Origin of the sequence: Roseibium sp., from assembly GCF_965233565.1 — a bacterium.
Taxonomy (GTDB): Bacteria; Pseudomonadota; Alphaproteobacteria; order Rhizobiales; family Stappiaceae; genus Roseibium.
Map to the genome: position 1 here is coordinate 4,745,342 of NZ_OZ247494.1, position 21,166 is coordinate 4,766,507.

Annotated in this window: 22 protein-coding genes; 12 read left to right on the forward strand and 10 right to left on the reverse strand. The window is 59.3% G+C overall.

The window, feature by feature from the left end; all coding sequences use genetic code 11:
• Nucleotides 1-154: 154 nt before the first annotated feature.
• The gene (locus ACO6TG_RS21675; RefSeq protein ID WP_094074154.1) at nt 155-1,663 is read left to right on the forward strand and encodes an AMP nucleosidase; all 1,509 of its coding nucleotides are present in this window, start codon (nt 155-157) and stop codon (nt 1,661-1,663) included.
• 57 nt (nt 1,664-1,720) lie between these two features.
• Here ACO6TG_RS21675 and bfr read toward each other — a convergent pair whose 3' ends face one another.
• The 3 genes from bfr to ACO6TG_RS21690 form a co-directional block, all read right to left on the reverse strand.
• On the reverse strand, nt 1,721-2,206 hold the full coding sequence (bfr, locus tag ACO6TG_RS21680; protein ID WP_094074155.1) for a bacterioferritin: 486 nt from the start codon (nt 2,204-2,206) through the stop codon (nt 1,721-1,723).
• A gap of 277 nt (nt 2,207-2,483) precedes the next feature.
• Nucleotides 2,484-2,966 carry a fasciclin domain-containing protein gene (locus tag ACO6TG_RS21685; protein WP_422375102.1) on the reverse strand — a complete coding sequence of 161 codons (483 nt, stop codon included), beginning with the start codon at nt 2,964-2,966 and terminating at the stop codon, nt 2,484-2,486.
• 221 nt (nt 2,967-3,187) lie between these two features.
• Nucleotides 3,188-3,736 (reverse strand): 2OG-Fe(II) oxygenase, encoded by a 549-nt coding sequence (locus ACO6TG_RS21690; protein ID WP_422375103.1) that lies wholly within the window; start codon nt 3,734-3,736, stop codon nt 3,188-3,190.
• A gap of 216 nt (nt 3,737-3,952) precedes the next feature.
• Here ACO6TG_RS21690 and ACO6TG_RS21695 point away from each other — a divergent pair, with 216 nt between their 5' ends.
• Nucleotides 3,953-4,549: a DUF6869 domain-containing protein gene (locus ACO6TG_RS21695; RefSeq protein WP_422375104.1), complete on the forward strand. Its 597-nt coding sequence runs from the start codon at nt 3,953-3,955 to the stop codon at nt 4,547-4,549.
• A 146-nt stretch (nt 4,550-4,695) separates the two neighbouring features.
• On the opposite strand, the gene mutY is transcribed toward ACO6TG_RS21695, so the two are convergent.
• Entirely contained in the window at nt 4,696-5,775 is a 1,080-nt protein-coding gene (mutY, locus tag ACO6TG_RS21700; RefSeq protein WP_422375105.1) for an A/G-specific adenine glycosylase, read from the reverse strand.
• Nucleotides 5,776-5,999: 224 nt separating this feature from the next.
• Here mutY and ACO6TG_RS21705 point away from each other — a divergent pair, with 224 nt between their 5' ends.
• The 8 genes from ACO6TG_RS21705 to ACO6TG_RS21740 all read left to right on the forward strand — a co-directional run bounded on the left by ACO6TG_RS21705 (nt 6,000) and on the right by ACO6TG_RS21740 (nt 13,756).
• On the forward strand, nt 6,000-6,497 hold the full coding sequence (locus tag ACO6TG_RS21705) for a DUF721 domain-containing protein (RefSeq protein WP_094074158.1): 498 nt from the start codon (nt 6,000-6,002) through the stop codon (nt 6,495-6,497).
• 262 nt (nt 6,498-6,759) lie between these two features.
• Nucleotides 6,760-7,395, forward strand: a complete 636-nt coding sequence (locus ACO6TG_RS21710; protein WP_422375106.1) for a thioredoxin domain-containing protein — start codon at nt 6,760-6,762, stop codon at nt 7,393-7,395.
• Between the two features lie 87 nt (nt 7,396-7,482).
• The gene (gene smc / locus ACO6TG_RS21715; RefSeq protein WP_422375107.1) at nt 7,483-10,941 is read left to right on the forward strand and encodes a chromosome segregation protein SMC; all 3,459 of its coding nucleotides are present in this window, start codon (nt 7,483-7,485) and stop codon (nt 10,939-10,941) included.
• 222 nt (nt 10,942-11,163) lie between these two features.
• Entirely contained in the window at nt 11,164-11,547 is a 384-nt protein-coding gene (locus tag ACO6TG_RS21720) for an AtpZ/AtpI family protein (RefSeq protein WP_094075019.1), read from the forward strand.
• A 54-nt stretch (nt 11,548-11,601) separates the two neighbouring features.
• Entirely contained in the window at nt 11,602-12,351 is a 750-nt protein-coding gene (locus ACO6TG_RS21725; RefSeq protein ID WP_094074160.1) for a F0F1 ATP synthase subunit A, read from the forward strand.
• 72 nt (nt 12,352-12,423) lie between these two features.
• Nucleotides 12,424-12,648 (forward strand): F0F1 ATP synthase subunit C, encoded by a 225-nt coding sequence (locus ACO6TG_RS21730; RefSeq protein WP_055111220.1) that lies wholly within the window; start codon nt 12,424-12,426, stop codon nt 12,646-12,648.
• Between the two features lie 78 nt (nt 12,649-12,726).
• Nucleotides 12,727-13,266 (forward strand): F0F1 ATP synthase subunit B, encoded by a 540-nt coding sequence (locus tag ACO6TG_RS21735; protein WP_094074161.1) that lies wholly within the window; start codon nt 12,727-12,729, stop codon nt 13,264-13,266.
• 10 nt (nt 13,267-13,276) lie between these two features.
• Nucleotides 13,277-13,756: a F0F1 ATP synthase subunit B gene (locus ACO6TG_RS21740; RefSeq protein ID WP_422375108.1), complete on the forward strand. Its 480-nt coding sequence runs from the start codon at nt 13,277-13,279 to the stop codon at nt 13,754-13,756.
• Between the two features lie 588 nt (nt 13,757-14,344).
• Here ACO6TG_RS21740 and ACO6TG_RS21745 read toward each other — a convergent pair.
• The 4 genes from ACO6TG_RS21745 to ACO6TG_RS21760 all read right to left on the reverse strand — a co-directional run bounded on the left by ACO6TG_RS21745 (nt 14,345) and on the right by ACO6TG_RS21760 (nt 17,614).
• On the reverse strand, nt 14,345-14,812 hold the full coding sequence (locus ACO6TG_RS21745; protein WP_422375109.1) for a GNAT family N-acetyltransferase: 468 nt from the start codon (nt 14,810-14,812) through the stop codon (nt 14,345-14,347).
• 11 nt (nt 14,813-14,823) lie between these two features.
• Nucleotides 14,824-15,477: a ribonuclease HII gene (locus tag ACO6TG_RS21750; RefSeq protein ID WP_422375110.1), complete on the reverse strand. Its 654-nt coding sequence runs from the start codon at nt 15,475-15,477 to the stop codon at nt 14,824-14,826.
• A gap of 43 nt (nt 15,478-15,520) precedes the next feature.
• Entirely contained in the window at nt 15,521-16,615 is a 1,095-nt protein-coding gene (locus ACO6TG_RS21755) for a PA0069 family radical SAM protein (RefSeq protein ID WP_422378932.1), read from the reverse strand.
• Nucleotides 16,616-16,777: 162 nt separating this feature from the next.
• Nucleotides 16,778-17,614 carry a substrate-binding periplasmic protein gene (locus ACO6TG_RS21760; protein ID WP_422375111.1) on the reverse strand — a complete coding sequence of 279 codons (837 nt, stop codon included), beginning with the start codon at nt 17,612-17,614 and terminating at the stop codon, nt 16,778-16,780.
• Between the two features lie 359 nt (nt 17,615-17,973).
• On the opposite strand from ACO6TG_RS21760, the gene ACO6TG_RS21765 reads away from it, so the two are divergent.
• Nucleotides 17,974-18,666, forward strand: a complete 693-nt coding sequence (locus tag ACO6TG_RS21765; RefSeq protein ID WP_422375112.1) for a glycosyltransferase — start codon at nt 17,974-17,976, stop codon at nt 18,664-18,666.
• Here ACO6TG_RS21765 and ACO6TG_RS21770 read toward each other — a convergent pair.
• Together ACO6TG_RS21770 and moaB are read right to left on the reverse strand one after the other, a co-directional pair.
• A complete protein-coding gene (locus ACO6TG_RS21770) occupies nt 18,663-19,163 on the reverse strand; it encodes a GNAT family N-acetyltransferase (protein WP_422375113.1) in 501 nt (166 codons plus the stop codon). The genes ACO6TG_RS21765 and ACO6TG_RS21770 overlap by 4 nt on opposite strands.
• 4 nt (nt 19,164-19,167) lie before the next feature.
• Complete coding sequence (moaB, locus tag ACO6TG_RS21775; protein WP_422375114.1) at nt 19,168-19,725, reverse strand: molybdenum cofactor biosynthesis protein B; 558 nt, start codon at nt 19,723-19,725, stop codon at nt 19,168-19,170.
• A gap of 188 nt (nt 19,726-19,913) precedes the next feature.
• Here moaB and ACO6TG_RS21780 point away from each other — a divergent pair, with 188 nt between their 5' ends.
• Nucleotides 19,914-21,140 (forward strand): PLP-dependent aminotransferase family protein, encoded by a 1,227-nt coding sequence (locus ACO6TG_RS21780; protein WP_422375115.1) that lies wholly within the window; start codon nt 19,914-19,916, stop codon nt 21,138-21,140.
• The last annotated feature ends 26 nt before the right edge of the window (nt 21,141-21,166 follow it).

A 21,166-nucleotide genomic window follows, 5' to 3' on the forward strand; every position in this document is an offset into this window, starting at 1 on the left:
TCTGCAATGGAAAAGACCGGCGTGAAGCCTGAGTGTTCGCCTGCTGCAGAAATTTTCTCTCTGCGAAAAAAAATTCAAAATCTGCTGATAGATCTATTGACCCGGAGGGAACTTGGCGGGACTGTGGGCGCATAACAACAATAAGGAGACATTTATGTCCAACAACACCAACCCGTTTCAACAGGCGGCGCGCCGTGTGCGTCTAGCGCCGTCACATCCGCTCGAAGTCTTTACCGATGCGGTGAAGGCGGTCGATCGGCTGATCGAGATCTTCGAAGCCAACACGGCGTTTCTGCGCGGCCATTTTCAGGACCTCCTGGAGGGCAAGGAACTGGAAGGCCGGTACCGCGCTTTTTACCCGCAGGTCCAGATCATCACCGACAGCCATGTGCGGCTCGACAGCCGACTGTCCTATGGCTTTGTATCCAAGCCCGGAACACATGCCTCGACGATCACGCGGCCGGACCTTTTTCGCAACTATCTGATCACGCAGCTGTCGCTGCTGATGAACAACCATGACGTTCCGCTTCTGATCGGCGACAGCGACATGCCGATCCCGCTGCATTTTGCATTCTATGACGGAACCCACGTGGAAGGCGGCGCCGCAGCGGCCAATCTCGACCGGCCGCTGGCGGACATGTTCGATCTGCCGGATCTGACCGTGATGGACGATTCCATTGCCAACGGCACCTATGAACCGGTGGACGGCGTGATGCCGCTGGCATCCTTCACGGCACCGCGTGTCGACTATTCCCTGCATCGGCTGCAGCACTATACGGCAACGCGCGCCGAGCATTTCCAGAACTACGTGCTCTTCACCAACTACCAGTTCTATATCGACGAATTCTGCCGCATGTCGCACGAGCTGCTGGCCGATCCGGACAGTGGCTATGAGGCATTCGTGTCGCCGGGCAATCTGGTGATCGAAGCCGGTCAGAGCGAACCTTGCAGCGGCGAGGAGCCGGCAAAGTTGCCGCAGATGCCGGCCTATCACCTGAAACGGGCCGATGGCAGCGGCATCACCATGGTCAATATCGGGGTTGGCCCGTCCAACGCGAAGACCATTACGGACCACATCGCCGTGCTGCGGCCGCATGTCTGGTTGATGCTCGGTCACTGCGCGGGTCTCAGGAACAGCCAGACGCTGGGTGACTACGTGCTTGCGCACGGATATGTGCGCGACGACAACGTTCTCAACCAGGACCTGCCGGTCTGGGTGCCGATCCCGCCGCTCGCTGAGGTTCAGGTCGCCCTGGAAGATGCGGTTTCGGAAATCACCGGCATTGACGGTTATGAACTGAAACGTCTCATGCGCACCGGGACCGTGGTGTCACTCGACAACCGCAACTGGGAACTCTGGGACCAGCCGGAGCTGGTCAAGCGCTTCTCCCAGTCCAGGGCGATCGCCCTCGACATGGAATCGGCGACGATCGCTGCCAACGGTTTCCGCTTCCGGGTCCCTTATGGCACGCTTCTGTGTATCTCCGACAAGCCGCTGCACGGTGAGCTGAAACTCCCCGGCATGGCAACGGATTTCTACAAGCGCCAGGTGGCCCAGCATCTCCAGATCGGCATCAGGGCCATGGAAAAGATGCGCGACATGACAGCGGAACGGCTGCATTCCCGCAAGCTGCGAAGCTTTGCGGAAACGGCGTTTCAGTAAGGCAGACAAAAAGCGCGGCCCGGGGCCGCGCTTTTTTACGTTTTGGAAGCGGAAATATTACTCGGCTTCGTCGGCCGGCGCGGCGTTCAGCATGCCGTAGCGCTCGACGCCGATCTTCTCCAGCAGCTCAAGCTGGGTTTCCAGGAAGTCGATGTGACCTTCCTCGTCCTTCAGCAGCTCTTCAAAGATCGCCATGGACACGTAGTCACCTTCTTCCCGGCAGACTTCACGGGACTTGGAGTAGGCCGTGCGGGCGTCATATTCGCCTGCAAGGTCCGATTCCAGCACTTCCTTGATGTTCTGACCAATGCGAAGAGGTGCAACCTTCTGCATGTTCGGGTGACCTTCAAGGAAGATGATGCGGTCGGTGAGCTTGTCCGCGTGTTGCATTTCCTCGATGGATTCCTCGCGCTCCTTCTTGGCAAGGCGCGCATAGCCCCAGTCCGCCAGGAGACGGTAGTGCAGCCAGTACTGGTTGATCGCGCCGAGCTCCAGAAACAGAGCTTCGTTCAGGCAATCGATGACTTTTTGACTTCCCTTCATGGCAACCCTCCTGAGAGCCTCTCATTGCTTTAGATTAGAATTATTCTAAGAAAGAGTTCTGAACTGATTTACGCCATATGTCCAGCCGTGGTTCAGACTTTTTCAGAAAATTGTGGCGCGTCAGAGCTGACCTTACTCCAAATAAGACACCCTGCAAGTCTTTCAGGACAAAGAGTTTTTGCGAATTGCTCGCAAAAACAAAGGCGCGGTCTCGGGAGAGACCGCGCCTGTTGCCAACACCCGGGTCGGGGGGCAGTATCAGGTGCCGGACAAACTGTTAGGACTGCGGCAGGATAACGGTGTCGATCACGTGAATGACGCCGTTGGAGGCCTCCACGTCTGCGGTCACGACGGTGGCGTTGTCCACCTTGACACCGTCGGTGGCGTCCACGGAAATTTCGCCGCCCTGTACGGAGGCAACTTCAGCCTTCTTGCCGGCGATGTCGGACGACATCACCTTGCCCGGCACGACGTGGTAGGTCAGGACCGCGATCAGCTGATCCTTGTTTTCCGGCTTCAGGAGGTTCTCAACCGTGCCTTCCGGCAGTTTTGCGAAGGCTTCGTCGGTCGGCGCGAAAACAGTGAACGGGCCGTCGCCTTTCAAGGTATCGACAAGGCCAGCGGCCTGAACGGCGGCAACCAGGGTATTGAAGGATCCTGCGCCGACAGCCGTGTCGACAATGTCCTTGCTGCCCGCCTTGGCGGCACTCAGCGGCAGAACGAGAAGAAGGGCAAATACCAGTTTCTGAATCAGTTTCATGTTCGACTCCCACTTGCTTCACACAGACAAAGGGACGAGGTGCCGGGAAATGGCATTTCCCGAGCACGATCAAGGATTTGATCAATAGCCTGTGTTGCTGGGAGTACGGCATCCTGCAGAGGATGGATGAGGAAAAACTGCTTTTCGATTTTCCCGGCTAAACGACTGATCCAATCAGGCTTGTTCTGCGTCGCGCGCCCACGAGCTGAATCATGCGCTGTCTATCGGAAGCGCGGCCCATGGCTCCAGCAGGTCAGAGAATAGCGTGTGCCGCGCTGCACGGGCACCACACGATGCAACATGAAACTGGCAAACAGCGTGGCGCTGCCCCGGTCACGTGCCGCCGTCATCACCTTGTGACCGAGATTGATCTCAAGTCCGCCACCCTCATAAGCATCCGGTGCCGACAGCTGCGTGACAATGGTCGCCTTGCGAAACTGCGCGATCGGGCCTTCGCCGATATCCGAATGCCAGTCGTAGTGGCCTTCTTCGCTTTCGTCATAGACCGCGACCTGGAGCTTCTCCCGGAAGTCCGTAATGTCGAAATCGAACACCTCGCGGTTTGCCTTGGCAACGGCGCCCATGATGCGTTGCATGACCCAGGCGGCCGGTCCCTCGTCATCTAGCCAGCTGATTTTCGCCCGGCGGATCTCGCGCTGTTGCTGCCCGCCGACAAGTCCGCCGCTGTCCTGCAGTTCGGTCTGGCTCAGTCGGACGATTTCAGCGCATTCTTCGGTGGAGAATAGGGCGTCTTGTGTATGCGTAAACATGGGATCTTTTGTTTGGAACGGTTGCGGGACAGGCCGCCCACACATAATGCCATCCGCAAGGCCCGTGAAGCCCCTGTTCCAGGCCTCAGCTCGGAGGACTGCCGTCAAGCTGTTGACATGCCGGGTCGCAATGATTAGCTCGACGGCGTTTCAACACATTGATACGTGGGTTTGCCACGTTGTTACGTGATCAATTCCAAAATTTCGCATGAGCAGTTGCTGGCCATCTACTGGCTGAACAACGATACTTTCCATGGCGCTTTTTCCGGTTTCCGTAACCGGCTGAGGGCATTCATCGCTTCACTCGGTTTGGATGTGCCAGAAAGCGACTTTGAAGAAGTCGCGACCAAACTGGAGGGGCGGTTCGTGAATGGTGACCCTGATGGCTGGGTCACACTGCAATGTTTCTATGGGCACCCCCACACCGTCTGGAACTTTATCATTGATGCCGTTGCCGTCGCGGAGAACGAAGATCAGCTGGCAAGGATTGCTGCCGGTCCCGCCGAGCATCTGCTGGCCTATTACGGCTCATTGATTCCGCTGTTTGAAAAACAGGCAAAACAGGACCAGAAATTCGCGCGCATGCTGACCGGCGTCTGGCGTCACAAGATGTGTGACGAGGTCTGGAACCGCCTCAGAAAGATCCAGACCGGGCAACAAGGGTTGGATGGCAAGCCTTTCAGGGTTCTTCCGGAAGACTGGATGTCGGACACATTGAGCGAAGAAGATCGCACCACCCGGGACAAGGGAGGTTTCCAGCGAACTGCCGAAGGTCAATGGGAAGTTCGGAAGGCTAAACCGGGCTTCAGCTGAAACCGGAAAGAACTGTCTTGCCCACCAGGCAGAGCTGACTGAAAAGCAGTTCGCCTGGATGGACCAGCCAGTTCAGGTATTCAGCGTCATTGCCCTTGACCGTATTTTGGCGACCTCCAAGCCAGTCTTGGCAAAGGCGGATAGCGTCAATCAAGCGCCGCTGACAACACCTTGCGCATCACGGTTGGCAGGGCTTCCTCGCCAAGCTCGTGAGGGGAAGACCACCAGCTGCCTGCAAGAACCGTGGTCTGCGCAGGCATGAGGTTGGCGCGAAACACGGACAGTTTCAGGTGAAAATGGGTGAATGTGTGCGTGACCTGTTTGACCTGCTTCTCCCAGGGCGCAGCAAAGGGAGCTGCATCAAGAGCCGTTTCTCCGATAAATCCCTCCGACCATTCGGTTCCAGGCACTTCCGTCATGCCGCCCAACAGCCCCTTTGGCGGACGCCGCCTCAGCAGCACGGCTCCGGTGTTGATATCCACGGCGACAAAGGCTGCTCCAAAACGGGTCGGTTTTTCTTTCTTGGGCGCCTTGCGCGGCAGGGTTTCCGCAATCGGGCTGGACTGCACCGTACAAATCTCGCGCCAGGGACACAGCCCGCAGGCCGGTTTTTTCGGGGTGCAGATGGTTGCGCCCAGATCCATGACCGCCTGGGCAAAATCTCCGGGACGTGCTTCGGGCGTCATTGTTGCCATCCTGGCCTTGATGTCCGGTTTGGCATCCGGCAGCGGCGTCTCGATCTGAAAAAGACGTGTCAGCACACGTTCGACATTGCCATCGACCACGGCGGCGTGCCGGTCAAAGGCAATGGTTGCGATGGCCGCAGCCGTATAGGGGCCGATGCCCGGCAGTTTCAAAAGCGCGGCTTCATCTGCGGGAAAGCGTCCGTCATGCTCCGCCGAAAGGGTTTCTGCGCATTTCTTCAGATTGCGAGCCCGCGAATAATAGCCAAGACCTGCCCAGGCTTTCATCACGTCTTCTTCCGGAGCCGCTGCGAGATCTTCCACGGTCGGCCAGAGCGAAACGAATTTTTCGAAATAGGATTTCACCGCAGCAACGGTCGTTTGCTGCAGCATGATTTCCGACAGCCAGACCCGGTAGGGATCCGGAACTTCGCCTTGTTTCCGGTTGTCCGGGCTGACGCGCCAGGGAAGCGTGCGGGCGTGCCGGTCATACCAGGCAAGCAGCAATTGGCTTGGAGAAGCAGTTGCCATGTGATCAATCATGTTTGTCGTGGTGAAAAGCGACCGGAAGCTCTGGATAGCCTGGGGACAACTTGGCGGCTTTCAATGCAGGCTCCAGCTTCGGACAAGTATTCGTCGTCATTTTGTCGTATTCTATTGCGAGAAATCACCTCGCTCCGCACCCGGGCCGGCAGCTTGCCGAACGGGGCGGCTTGAGGAGGAGGTAGGCCATCAAACCGGCAAAGGCAAACCCTGCGCGCAAGCCCATGGAGGCGAAACAGCTTTCCGACCTGGTCGGCAAGGCAATGACGCCCGTTTGCCGCAAGCGCGGATTTGCATCTGTCGACATCATTGCCTCCTGGGCCGATATTGTCGGCGAGCGGTATGGCACCCGTGTCCAGCCCGATCGCCTCAACTGGCCGCGCCAGCCGGATCGCAGCGATCCGGAAACACCGCCCGAGCCGGCAACGCTTGTCGTTCATACGGACGGCGCGACGGCGTTGATGCTGTCTCATGACAGTGCGCAGGTGATCGAGCGCATCAACACCTTCTATGGCTGGCGGGCCATCGGCCGGATCAAGATCCTGCAAAAGCCCGTACAGGTGAAGCGGCCGGCGCCGAAGAAAGCGTTGCGCGCCCTGACCCAGACCGAAGAAAAGCGGCTGGAGCAGAATCTGGAGGGCGTTGAAAATGACCGTCTGCGCCAGGCCCTCAAGAAGCTGGGCGCCCAGGTGATCGCGCGCAACACGGACAAGGCGGCCTGAAGCTGGGCGGTCTCGGTAACCTGTCAATAACATCACTGTGATGGCGGCTCTTGCACCGTCCTCTCTCCTGCCACATTTGATAAGCTTTGTTGACGCCGCATGCCTGAAAGGGCAGACAAAGCAGTCAGCTGGTTCATCCTGCATTCAGCCGAAGACAGGTTAAAAGAACCACATAGGAATTCGACAAGGCGGTCTTCCGAACAGATGACCGTCTTTCGTGCGCCACCTGGCGCAGTGTTTGACATTTGACAGGACGATCCTCGTGACCCAGACCCGCAGACAGTTTCTCAAGACCACGGCCCTGGCGACAGCCACGCTCAGCCTGGCCACAACCGGTTCGGCCTTTGCCCAGTCCGTCAACGAAGAGGAGCTCTTGAAGCCCGGTCCGCTTGGCGACAAGATCCTGGGCGAGGAAAACGCACCGGTCACGATCGTGGAATATGCCTCCATGACCTGTGGCCACTGTGCCAATTTCCACAAGACCACCTGGCCGGAGCTGAAAAAGCAATATATCGAGACCGGCAAGGTGCGCTTCATTTTCCGCGAATTCCCGCTGGATCCGGTTGCGGCGGCCGCCTTCATGCTGGCCCGTTGCGCCCCTCAGGACAAATATTTCGAGATTGTGGACATCATGTTCGACAGCCAGCGCAGCTGGGCCTTCACGGACAATCCGTACCAATCCCTGCTCGACTTTTCCAAGCAGATCGGATTTACACAGGAGTCCTTTGAGGAATGCTTGACAAACCAGGGTTTGCTTGACGCAGTGAATGCAGTGAAGGACCGTGGTGCGAACGAGTTTGGGGTGAACTCGACGCCGACATTCTTCATCAACGGCGAAAAGCACTCTGGGGCGCTGTCGATTGAGAACATGGGCAAGATCATCGAGGAAAACCTCTGAGCAGGCGATTGAAACGCCGGCTTTGAGTGTCCCGTGTGATCTCAAGCCTGATATTCCGGCGTCCGAGCCCGGGAGGCCCGGACGCCGATGAAGTTTTCGAAACTCCGCATTGTCGGTTTCAAATCCTTCGTTGAACCGATGGAGTTCATCATCGGCAACGGCCTGACCGGTGTGGTCGGGCCGAACGGCTGCGGCAAGTCCAACCTTGTCGAGGCCCTGCGCTGGGTGATGGGGGAGAATTCCTACAAGAACATGCGTGCGTCCGGCATGGACGACGTGATTTTTTCCGGCAGCCTCAACCGCCCGGCCCGTAACACGGCCGAAGTGACGCTGTTCCTGGAGAACCAGGACCGGACGGCTCCCGCCGCTTTCAACGATGCCGACGCGCTGGAAGTCAGCCGGCGGATCGAGCGCGAGCAGGGCTCCAACTACAAGATCAATGCCCGAGATGTGCGTGCGCGTGACGTGCAGCTGCTGTTTGCCGACGCCTCGACAGGGGCCCGGTCGCCGGCAATGGTCCGTCAGGGCCAGATCGGTGAGCTGATTGCCGCCAAGCCGACATCGCGGCGTCAGATCCTGGAAGAGGCAGCTGGCATTTCCGGTCTGCATTCGCGCCGGCACGAGGCCGAAATCAGGTTGCGTGCCGCCGAGCAGAACCTGGAGCGTCTGGAAGATGTTCTCGTACAGATCGATGGCCAGCTGGACAATCTGAAACGGCAGTCGCGTCAGGCAACCCGCTACCGGAATCTTTCCTCCGAGATCAGGGCGGCGGAAGCCTCGATCCTCTACATTCGCTGGACGGAAGCGCGCGACGCGCTTGGGACGGCAGAAGGTCAATTCGCAGAGGCCCAGAAACAGGTCAACGAGGCAACGGCGCTGCAGGCAGAAAGTGCCCGCGTGCAGGCAATTGCCGCACACAAGCTGCCGGAACTGCGTGACGACGCCGCCAAGGCCGGCGCTGCCCTGCAGAGACTGGTAATCGCCCGCAACGAACTTGATGCCGAAGAGCGAAGGGTCAAGGAGCGGTTGCAGGATCTTGAACGGCGGCTGGTACAGCTCGCCGAGGATGTGCGCCGCGAACAGAGCATGGTCTCGGAGAATGACGAGGTGCTGGAACGGCTCTCCGAAGAACGCGCCGAACTGCTTGAAGAAAACGAAATGGTGCAGGAGCGTACCGAGACCGCACGTGAAAAAGTCGCCGAGGCGGAGGAGACGGTGCGCGGACTGGAGACCCGTCTGTCGGATCTCACTGCGGCCGAGGCACGCGCAAACGCGGAGCGCAGGCAGCTGGAACGGGCCGTGGCCGAAAGCCGCCAGCGCGCCGACCGGCTGGTCGCCCAGGCCCAGGAGGCCCAGCAGGCCTTGAACGATCTTGCCGCCCAGATGGCGGATCAGGACGGTGTCTCGGAAAATCGTGAGGCGCTGGAACTGGCTGAGGAATCGCTGGCCGAGGCCGAAGCTGCGGCCGAAGAGGCGGAAACAGCAACCCTCGAAGCGCGCGAAAGCGAACAGGCCGCGCGCGGCCCCTTGAGCGATGCAAAGCAGGTCCTGCAAGGGTTGGAGACCGAGGCACGAACTCTGGAACAGGTTCTGAACGTTCATGCAGAGCAGGACCATACGCCGGTCGTGGAACAGGTGCAGGTCGAGCCCGGCTACGAAACGGCCCTCGGTGCCGCGCTTGGCGAGGACCTCGACGCGTCGCTTGAACAGGCTGCCGCGGTCAAGTGGGGCAGCAGCTTGCCACATGGGAGCGACCCGGCCCTGCCGGATAGCGTGCCCTCGCTGGCTGACCGTGTCGAAGCGCCGACGGAGCTTACACGCCGGCTGCGGCAGATCGGGTTGGTGTCGCAGGATGCGGGCCCGGGTCTGCGGGCGTCTCTGCAGCCCGGGCAGTGTCTTGTGTCCCGGGAAGGCGACCTTTGGCGATGGGACGGGTTCATCGTTGCCGCCAACGCGCCGACACCTGCGGCGCAACGGCTTGCCCAGAAGAACCGGCTGGCGGAACTTGCCGGGGAAATCGAGACGGCAAGGCAAAAGGTGTCAGATCTCGGGCAGGATCTGGAAGCTGCCGCGGCGGCTGTTCGCCAGGCGGTGGAGCACGAACAGATTGCACGCGGCAAGGTACGCGATGGCCAGCGGCGCACGTCGGCAGTGCGCGAAGCGCTCGCAGCTGCCGAGCGGGCGGCATCTCAGATCGCGGCCAGGAAGGAAGCGGCCCAGGAGCGGGCAGGGCGCCTTGGCGAGGAGGCGGAACTCGCGCGCGAACAGGTGCTGGAGGCAGAGGCTCTGCTGGAAGAGGCGCCCGATGCCACGAACTTTCGCGACCAGATCGACGCCTTGCAAGGGGATGTCGCGGCCGCGCGCAGCGCGTTGGCAGAAGCGCGCGCGGTCTCCGAAGGCCTGACACGCGAACAGCAGATGCGCGATCGACGTCTGGACGCGATCGCGCGCGAATATGACAGCTGGAAAACCCGGGCCGCCAACGCCGCGCAGCAGATTTCCATTTTGAAAGAGCGTCAGGAGGAAGCCGAGGAAGAGCGGGCCGAGCTGATCGAGGCGCCTGAAGATATCGAGCTCAAGCGCCGCGAGCTGTTTTCCGCAATTGCCAAGGCGGAAGAAACCAAGAAGGAAAAGGACGACCGCCTGTCCCAGGCCGAACTGGACCTTTCGGATGTTGACCGCGCGGCGAAGGCGGCGATGGAAGCCATGTCCGGCGCGCGGGAACAGAAGATCAGGGCGGAGGAACGGCTCGAAGCTGCCCGGGCGCGCAAGGGCGACCTGGAGCGGCGGATCGATGAAGACCTGGAAGTCTCGGTCGCTGCGCTCCCCGAGATTGCCGGCCTGAAAGAAGGGGCGCCTCTGCCCGACCCGGAAGCCATGGAACGCAAGCTGGAGCGGCTCAAGGCGGAACGGGAGCGTCTTGGCGGGGTCAACCTGCGCGCTGAGGAAGAGCTGCGGGAGATCGACGAGCAGAAAACCACGCTCACGTCGGAACGGGACGACCTGATCGAGGCGATTCGCAGACTGCGCACCGGCATTTCCAACCTCAACCGCGAGGCGCGCGAGCGCCTGCTGGCCTCCTTTGAAGTGGTCAATGGCCACTTCCAGAGACTGTTCACGCATCTTTTCGGTGGCGGCACTGCGGAGCTTCAGCTGGTCGACAGCGACGATCCCCTGGATGCCGGTCTCGAAATCATTGCCCGCCCGCCCGGCAAGAAGCCGCAGACCATGACGCTGCTGTCCGGCGGTGAGCAGGCGCTGACGGCCATGTCGTTGATCTTCGCGGTGTTTTTGACGAATCCGGCCCCGATCTGCGTGCTTGACGAGGTCGATGCACCGCTCGACGACGCCAATGTGGAGCGCTATTGCGACCTTCTGGACGAGATGGCCGCGAGCACGGAAACGCGGTTTGTGGTCATCACGCACAATCCGATCACCATGGCGCGCATGAACCGCCTGTTCGGTGTAACCATGGCCGAAAGGGGCGTTTCGCAGCTCGTTTCGGTGGATTTGGAGACGGCGGAACGATTCCGCGAAACCGGTTAGCCGGTGGCCCGGAACGCATCTGGTGCGGCACTGCGGCGAAAAGCTTATGCAACTTAGGTCTCGCCGAATCTGCGCAGACGGAAAAAGAGTAGCAAAATCAAAAACTTATTGTTTCCTTAAGGCTTCTTGACACGGCAGGGGGCGCCGACTATGGTGCGCGCGGCTTACGGGGCTCCCTGTTGTTGGATCTGACATGTCGGCGCGGGCTGAGGACGAATGAACATGTCTTCGCAAAACGGCGATGATGAAGATCGGGTTGGTGCCCCGGAAGCGGGTCTGTCGGAACGGCGGGCTCAATTGAACCGGAAGCTTGACGACTTCAAGGCGGTGGAAGAAAAAGCCGCGAAGAAATCGCAAAGCACTTCATCCGGATATGCGCAGGCCATGAAGCTCTCTTCGGAGTTCATTGCGGGCATTCTGGTGGGGGCCGGGATTGGTTGGGTTGCCGACCAGTGGCTGGGGACAGCGCCATTCGGGCTGATTGTCTTCTTGTTGCTGGGCTTTGCGGCCGGTGTCTTGAATGTTCTGCGCTCGGCCGGTGTCGTCGAGCAGCCGGATGCCAAGATCCTGAGCCAAAAAGACGATCTGGACGACAGACCGGACTAGAATTTGTCGCGCCCGAGGGCGCAGCGATTGTGAACGAGCGAAGAAGGCTGGCCGGTGGCGAACGATCCGATCCAACAGTTTCAAATCCAGACGATTTTTCCGATTGAAGTCGGAGGCGTGGATTTTTCTTTCACCAATGCTTCGCTGTTCATGGTTTTGACCGTGGCAGCGACGTCTGCATTTCTGATCTTCTCGACCAGCGGCCGCGGCCTTGTGCCGACCCGCGTGCAGTCGGTCTCGGAAATGATGTATGAGTTCATAGCAAGCACCTTACGAGATGCGACGGGGACGGACGGGATGAGGTTCTTCCCCCTCGTCTTCTCCCTGTTCATGTTTGTGCTTGTTGCCAACCTGTTCGGGATGTTCCCGTATTTCTTCACGGTTACCAGCCATATCATCGTGACGTTCGCGCTTGCGATGCTGGTGATCTCGACCGTAATCCTCTACGGCTTCTATCGTCATGGACTTAAGTTCCTGAAGCTGTTCGTGCCGCATGGCGTTCCCGCAGCGCTGATCCCGCTCGTGACCCTGATCGAGGTTATCTCGTTCCTGTCCCGTCCGATCAGCCTGTCCGTACGTCTCTTCGCCAACATGCTGGCCGGTCACATCACTCTCAAGGTCTTCTCCGGCTTTGTCGTCAGCCTCGGCGCCATGGGCGCGGTCGGCTTCGTCGGCGCGGCTCTGCCGCTGGCCATGACGGTCGCCCTGACGGCGCTGGAATTCCTTGTCGCGTTCCTGCAGGCCTACGTCTTTGCCGTTCTGACCTGCATGTATCTGAACGACGCCGTTCATCCTTCACACTAAGGATCTATCCAATCACGCGGCCATGAGCGCCGTATGTGAGAAATCTGCAAACACCATCTAGGAGCACGTGTCATGGAAGCAGAAGCAGCAAAATACATCGGTGCAGGTATCGCATGCCTCGGCATGGGCGGCGCCGGCATCGGCCTCGGCACCATCTTCGGTAACTACCTCGCTGGCGCTCTGCGCAACCCGTCCGCAGCTGATGGCCAGTTCGGCCGCCTGATCTTCGGCTTCGCCGTGACGGAAGCTCTGGGCATCTTCTCCCTTCTGATCGCCTTCCTCATCCTGTTCGCTTAATCGCTTTTCCGAAGCGACAATTGATGCGACTCCGGTGGCGGCGCCCAGCGCCGCCTAGCCGGATTTAGGAGACAGGAAATGGCAGGCACGACCACAGAAGGCATCGAAGTAGCGGCCGCAGAACACGGCGTCGGCTTTCCGCCGTTTGACGCCACAACGTTTGCGTCGCAGCTGTTCTGGCTCGTCATCACCTTCGCCGTGTTCTACTGGATCATGAAAAACGTGGCCATGCCGCGGATTGCAGGGATCCTGGAAGACCGTAAGGACCGCATTGCTGGTGACTTGTCCGAAGCCAACCGGCTGAAGGATGAGACCGATGCGGCGATCGCGGCCTACGAACAGGCTCTGGCCGAAGCTCGCAACAAGGCGCATGGCATTGCTCATGACACGCGGGCCAAGCTGAAGGCGGACCACGAGACCCGCCGCGAAAAGGCCGAAGCCGACCTTGGTGAAAAGCTGAAGGCAGCCGAAGCTCATATCGCCGGGATCAAGACCGAAGCTCTTTCTCAGATCGAGGAAATTGCCGGAGACACCACCTCAGCGCTCGTCGAGCAGCTGATGGGCAAGGCTCCGACCAAGACCGATCTGACCAAGGCGCTGAAGTCGGCGATGAACTGAGGAGACGATCATGGACGCAACATTTTGGGCCCTGGTCGGTCTCGTTCTCTTCTTCGCCCTGCTGATCTATCTCAAGGTACCGGGCAAGATCGGCGGTTCGCTGGACAACCGCGCCGACACGATCCGCAAGGAACTGGAAGACGCACGCAAGATGCGTGAAGAAGCCCAGGCTCTCTTGTCGGACTATCAGCGCAAGCGTCACGAGGCCGAAGGTGAGGCGGAAGCCATCATCGCTGAAGCCAACTCGGAAGCCGAGCGCCTGACGGTGGAAACCAACAAGGCTCTTGAAGAGATGATTGCACGCCGGACCAAGGCGGCAGAAGAAAAGATCGCCCAGGCGGAAACCCAGGCCATTGCCGAGGTTCGCGCCAAGGCCGCCGACATCGCGGTTGCTGCGGCTGAGCACATCCTCTCGGCCAAGGTCAAGGACAAGGTTGCAGACGACATTCTTGCCAAGAGCATTGCTCAGGTGAAGGATCGGCTGAACTGATCTTCGCTTCTTTGCTGAATATCTGAAAAAGCGGCCTTCCGGGCCGCTTTTTTTGTTTGTGTATGGCGATGTTTCACCGACCGGAATGGTCCTGAGGACAACCTGGTAGCAACCGCTGAAACGGATCACGCGTGTGCCTGCAATCATGCTGTGGGCGCGACATGAAGCAGCGATTGCATTGCAAGAGCTTTGGCAGCGGAAAGGGCAGCCTGGTGAACAAAGGCGTCAGAGAACGCGCGGGCGGCATTTCATTTGCAACGACACGACTGGCACTCCAGGGCAAATTGTGTGCTTGGCGTGGATCCGCTCTCGCGGGTGTCAGAAATAGGCGCTGGAGGCAAAGACGAGAACAACGGACAGGACAACACCTCCCAGGGCCAGCAGTGTCACGGCTTTCTCGTAATCCTGATTGAACATGGCGCGAATTCCCCCAGTGAATGTGGGCCGGTTTCTGTCGGTCCATGCAATGCTCAAAGGGGCGCCTTAACGAAATCTGAAAAAAACTAGTTAACTTGGCATTTAACGACAGGGTGCAATGCAGATGCCAAGGAAAAGAATTTCAACACCCTGTCGGATTTACCAGTTGCTTCAGATCAGCTTCTGTTTTTCCAGTACAGCCAATGTAATTTTATCATTGAGAAAACGCTCATGGGTCTGAATGTAGCCCAGCCTCTCATAGAGCTTGAGGTTCTTCGCACTCCTGTTGCCGGTAAACAGCTGAAAACGAGTTGAGGAAGAATAGACGGTTTCCGCGGCCAACAGCAATTGCCGGCCAATGCCTCTGCCTTGCATCTGCGGGGCGACAAACAATCTGCCGATCTGGCAAGTTGTGTCGATAAGCTCTGCACGGATGGAGCCCACAATACTCCCGTCAAGCCAGGCGGCCAGAATGTGCTGTTTCTGAAGCGCCTGCCTGAACTGGTCTTCTGTTTCGGTCAGTGGAGCAATCGTCCAGTCCTGATAGATTGCAGCTTCGCTCTGATAGGCTTCTCTTTGCAGGGACAGGAGCTCGGCCGCATGTGTCTCGTTTACCCGGGAAACCGTTGGTATCGCCATAGGTCCTGATCCTAAGCTTTGTCTGCCGACAGCCTGACCGGCCTGAAGCTCATCCTGTGATGCGCGGAAGGGCCGAGCAGTTCCAGGGCAGCCTGATGTTGCGGAACGCCGTAGCCCTTGTGCTGGGCGAAGCCATAGCCGGGCAGGTCCCTTTCCAGCTGCACCATCATCCGGTCCCGCGTCACCTTGGCAACGATGGAGGCAGCTGCAACGCACAGGCACCTGCCATCGCCCTTGATCAGCGCCTGGCCGGGCTGTTGCAGTCCAGGTGGCACGTCCCGCCCGTCAACAAGCACATAGTCCGGCACAGTCGCAAGATGGTGGACCGCCCGGACCATCGCGGAAAGGGTAGCTGTGCGAATGTTCAATCGATCGATGGTCGCGGGCGACGCGCTGGCGACCGATACCGCCGAGCTCGAAACGATTGCGTCAAACAGCTCTTCCCGGCGCGCCTCCGTCAATTTCTTGGAATCGTTCAGCCCCTCGGGAAGGTTCTCATAGTCGAGGATAACCGCAGCCGTGACGACCGGCCCGGCCCAGGGGCCGCGCCCGGCTTCGTCGACACCACAGAGCCGTCCGTTGAAAGCCTGGGCGTGTTTGCGCTCGATCTTCAGATCCGGACTGTCGGGAAAAGCGAGGTCGAAGAGGGACGGAGTAAAAGCCATGCCTGCAACCTGCCGCTCGCAATCAGGTTAGACAAGCGCTTTGTCAGAAGAGATCCAGTTGCACACCGCCTTTTTGAGGCGGTACGAAGTCTCCGGTGTTGAGTTTCCGGCGACGAAGATTGAGGCCGAAACGCTTGGCGGCGAGCGAAAACCGTTTGGCGATCTGGTCGGCGTAGGGACCGCGCCCACGCATCCGTTCGCCCCACTTGGCGTCATAATCCTTGCCGCCGCGCATCGAGCGGATCAGGTTCATCACATGGCGGTAGCGGTCCGGCCGTTCACGCAGGAGCCAGTCCCGGAAGAGTTCCGAAACTTCAAGCGGTAAACGCAGCAGGATAAAGGCGGCTTCGCTCGCACCGTGATCTGCGGCGGCTTCGAGAAGGGCCTCGATTTCACTATCGGTCAGGGCAGGGATCACCGGAGCCATCATGACAGAGGCCGGAATGCCCGCCTCGCTCAGGGTTCTGATCGCAGCCAGGCGTTTGTGCGGGGCAGAGGCGCGCGGTTCCATTGCCCGGCACAGTTTTCTGTCCAGTGTGGTCACGGAAAGCGCCACCTTGACAAGGTTGCGCTCCGCCATGCGCGACAGGATATCGATATCTCGTGTCACCAGCGCCGACTTGGTAACAATCGCCACGGGGTGGGAATAGGTGTCGAGCACCTCCAGGATCTCGCGCATCAGCTTGTAGCCCCGCTCCAGGGGCTGGTAGGGATCGGTATTGGTGCCGATGGCGATCACGCGCGGCGTATAGCCGGGCCGCGACAGCTCCCGCTCCAGAAGCTGGGCCGCATTGGGCTTGGCAAAGAGACGGGTTTCGAAGTCCAGTCCCGGGGACAGGCCCATGAAGGCATGGCTCGGCCGGGCAAAGCAATAGATGCAGCCGTGCTCGCAGCCTCGATAGGGATTGATTGACCGGTCGAAGGAAAGGTCAGGCGATTCGTTTCGCGTGATGATCGTGCGCGCACGCTCTTCCTGAACTTCCGTTTTGAGTGGCGGCAACGCGTCCAGGCTGTCCCAGCCGTCGTCAAAGGTTTCGCGTTCGAGCGGCTCGAAGCGGCCGCTCTTGTTGAGCGCGGCCGCGCGCCCCCGGCGGCGATCCTTGGCCACTGCGACGGCATCCGGAGTGCCCGGGCCAATATCGGCGGTATTCGCAGTCTCGTTGAAAGCAGGCCTGAACGTCACGTGGCGTATCCGGATTGTGATGAGAACATAAAGGGAACATTATCACGTTGGAAAGGCAATGCAAGTCGGTCTTCAATTGGAAATCACAGCTCCATAGACCACTTCAGGACGCAACTCTCATGTGCCGCCGCTGACTTTGTCCACGTGCCGTTCGCCGAGATATCTCACCAGAATGCTGTCCAGGGTTCCGTCGGCCTTCATGGCACGGATGGTTGCGTCATAGCGCTCGACCAGGCCCTCGATGTCCGGAAAGCTGGAGGCTTTGGCAAAGACGTTGTAATAGGGCTTGGTGATCAGCGGTCTGGCCAGATAGGACAGTTTTTCCAGCCGCCCGGCCTTTTTCTCTTCATAAAGGGTACTGATCGTGTTCATTGGAACGGCGTCAGTCCGTCCGGCAAGCAACATGCCGATCTGAAGCGTGTTGCGCGGCACCGTCTGAAAATTCAGCCCGGATCCAAGAAACGCGGGCGTATAGGAAAAATCCTGCGTGATGCCGATCTGCAGCCCGGCGAGATCCTGAAAATCGCGGAATTCGATTTTGCCCTCATCCTCGGCGCGGATGAAGAAGTTCCAGCTGATATCGATGTAGCTTTCTTCCGGATAGTGGAGGAACTCCATCCGTTCCGGCTTCCTGGAGAACAGGAGTAGCATGTCGGCACGGCCCGACATGGCTTCTTGCTGGATCCGCGTGCCGGACTCGATCAGTTCAAGGGAATAGGTCACACCTAGCCGCCGCATGACCTCATCGATGACATCGACATCAATGCCTTTGTAAATGCCGTTTTCGACAAATTTGTAAGGTTCTTCCGGCGTCGCCAGAATGATCAGATCACGCGCCAGGGCAGCATTTGCAAACAGGATCAGTGGCAGCATCCACCCGGCCGTCAATGCCGACAGCCGACGCTGACGCAAAATCATGCCGAGGCGGAACAGGGCACGGTTCACAATTGGCATTGCTGCTCCCACGTCTGGCGTTATTCATCCCGGACTTCAGCACGTCAATTCCAGTTCGACAAGCCATCAGTCCGGTTCTTTGGGGTCACGTTGTGCCCCGACCAATGCCACTTGGCTCTTTCAACCGGGCCCTTAAGGTGAGGTGCCACAGTTGAACCAGGTGATTTGCGTCATGTGATGTATTGGCAAGACCTTATCCCGTTTGCGGTATTCCAGGTATTGTAAGTTATGCCTCGCTGTCCGGAATTTGGAATGTTGGACGCCTGATTATTAGGCGTTTTTAAGAACGATTGACAAAATCGAACATCATTTACAGAGGTCTCTCGCGCTTTGGGAAATTTCATGTAAAACAGTGGCCCATGATTAGTGTGATCTTCGCGACTGAGAACTCGGAAATCGACCTCGTGCAGGCCCTGTCGGCACTGGTGCCCGCGGCCGCGGAGGGTATTGTGCGGGAAGTCATCGTCGTGGACGCGGGGTCGACCGACAATACCGACAAGATCGTCGATGCAGCCGGTGGCCGCTGGGTCGAAAGGCGCGGGGAAACCCGCAGCGCATGTCTGGCGCATGGGGCCGGTCTTGTAAACCGCGGCGACTGGCTCTTGTTCCTGCGCCCGGAAACGGTCCTGGAGCCCGGTTGGCATCACGAAGCCCAGGCCTTTGTCGAGCGCGCAGCCCGCGCGCCGAACGGTGCCGGGACAGCGGCCAGCTTCAGGCTTCGCTACGAAACATTCGGCCTCGGTGCGCGTTTGAGCGAAGCTTATGCGTCCTTGCGATCCCAGCTCCTGGGCATGCCTTACGGCAATCAGGGGCTCCTGATTTCCCGGCAGTTCTATCAGAAGCTCGGTGGCCACAGGCCCCTGCCGGAGTTGGAAGATCTCGACATCGCCAAGCGCATCGGCCGCGGCCGGATGGTGTTTCTGCGCTCAGCGGCGGTTGCTTCCGGGGCGTCGGAGCACAACGACGCGGTCGCGCGCCTGCGCCAGGCCTTTGCCCGCTTTTGCGTCGGTGCGCTGCGCATTCCCGCGAGCGTGGCGGTCAAGGTTCTTTAAAGCGCGCGGATCATCCTGAGCGAGGGGAAGGTGACCCCTCCGGGCAAGGCAACGTCAAAGGGTTCGATGGTCTTGAAACCGCAGGCGCTGTAGAAGGCTTCGCCATTCAGCGTCGAATAGCAATTGAGTTCCTGAAGGCCGGCCGCAATGGCTTCCTGAATGCACCGGTTCATCAGCGCCCGGCCGATGCCCTTGCGGGCTTCATCCGGGTCGGTCCCGAAATGACGGATGTTTCCGTTCGTCGCGGTTTCGTCCCGGCCTGTGGGCGAATGCTTGGTCCAGCCGCCGGCACCCGTGATCGCTCCGGTCGGCGCCACAGCGACATAATAGCTGCCGGAGGATAGAAGCTCCGGATTGGCGCGCGTGATCAGGGGCAGCGCCTTTTCCAGCGTCGCCGCGTCATAGGCGGGCTTGAGCAGAGCCGTATAGCTCTTGAGAAGTAGGTCGGAGACCGCCGCCTTGTCCGCCGGTTGTGCGACCCGAATGGAATACTGCATCGGATCAGGCTTCCTGCAACTTGCCACGCTTCAGATGTTCATCGAGCCGCGGCATGATCTCCACGAAATTGCAGGGCATGTGCCGGTAGTCCAGCTGCCATTTCAGAATGCCGTCCCAGGCATCCTTGCAGGCTCCGGGCGAGCCGGGAAGCACGAAGATATAGGTGGCACCGGCGACGCCGCCGGTTGCCCGGGACTGGATCGTCGAGGTGCCGATCTTGTCGTAGGAGATCCGGTGAAACACTTCCGAAAACCCGTCCATGCGCTTCTCGAACAGCGGCTCCATCGCCTCCGGCGTGACGTCGCGGCCGGTAAAGCCCGTGCCGCCGGTTGAGATGATCACATCGACGCCCCTGTCTGCGATCCAGGCCCTGGCAATCTCCTGAATGGCGGGCACGTCGTCCGTGGCGATCTTGCGATCGGCAAGCGTGTGCCCGGCTTTTTCAAGCCGGTCGGTCAGTGTGTTCCCGGATCGGTCATCTTCAAGTTTGCGGGTGTCTGACACAGTCAGAACGGCAATGTTCAGCGGAATGAACGGGCGGCTGTCATCAAGGCGGGACATGGGCAACTCCTTTGTCCTCAACAGATAAGCGATTGCGGCATGCGCTGCCAGAGCTCGTTCTGAGATCCCTCATGCGGCAAAGTGTTGCGCAATAAAATTACAAAAAATAACAAGATTGAGACACTTGCAAAACAGAAAGGTCAGTATTATTGACTTAATTATTCGAAATCAAAGCCGAAAAGTCGATCATGACCACCTGGGACAGTCTCTACGCCAAGCGCGCCGCGCGTATGCGCGCATCTGAAATCCGCGAGTTGCTGAAGCTTCTGGACCGGCCGGATGTGATTTCCTTTGCCGGCGGCATTCCGGACCAGACCCTGTTTCCGGCCGAAGAGTTCAAACAGGCTTATGAGGCGATCCTGGCGGGACCGGAGGCTGGCCGGGCCCTGCAGTATGGTGTCAGCGAGGGCAGCGAGAGACTGCGCTCCTGGATCGGCAGCCACATGCGGGGTCTCGGGATCGAATGTGGCCCGGAAAACATCCTGGTCACGTCCGGCTCGCAGCAGGGGCTCGACTATATCGGCAAGCTGTTTCTGAGCGAGGGCGACACGGCACTGGTCCAGTGGCCGACCTATCTCGGAGCCCTGCAGGCGTTCAACGCCTATGAACCGACATACGACCGTCTTGACCCCGGCACCAATCGGTCGGCAGCGGACTATGCCGCACGGGCAGAAGCGACAGGTGGCCAAATCAAGTTCGCCTACCTGTCTCCGGATTTTGCCAATCCGACCGGCCTGTCGGTGGATCTGGCCGAACGTCGGCGCCTGTTGTCGATGGCAAAGGAGCTGGGCTGCGCCGTCATCGAGGATTCGCCCTATGAAGCGCTGCGCTATGACGGCGATCCGATTGACCCGATCCTTGCGATCGACTGCCAGGCGTCAGGCGGTATTGAAAACACCCGTACGCTGTATTGTGGCAGCTTTTCCAAATCCCTGTCTCCCGGCCTGCGGCTCGGCTGGATCTGCGCCGCCTCGGCCGTCATCTCCAGGCTGGTCCTGATCAAGCAGGCCAGCGACCTGAACACGCCGGTTCTCAATCAGGAAGCCATGGCAAGGGTTGCCGAACTTTGTTTTGACAGCCACACGGCGCGCACCAATGCCATCTACAAGTCCAGGCGCGATGCCATGCTGGCGGCGCTTGAAAACCATATGCCGGATGGGGTTCGCTGGACCAGGCCGGAGGGAGGCATGTTCATCTGGGTGGAACTGCCTGCCGGCATCAACGCGGCGGAGCTGCTGCAGAGATCCATCGAAAGCGTAGGTGTCGCCTTCGTGCCGGGCGGAGCCTTCCATCCCGATGGCAGCGGCGGCAACACGATGCGGCTCAGCTTCTCCTGTGCGGACCTTCAGAAAATCGAAGAAGGTATTTCAAGGCTCGGTCGCTTGATTACCGAAACTGTCACGTCCACGGTGTAAGCACGGACTGGGAACCAATTCACAAC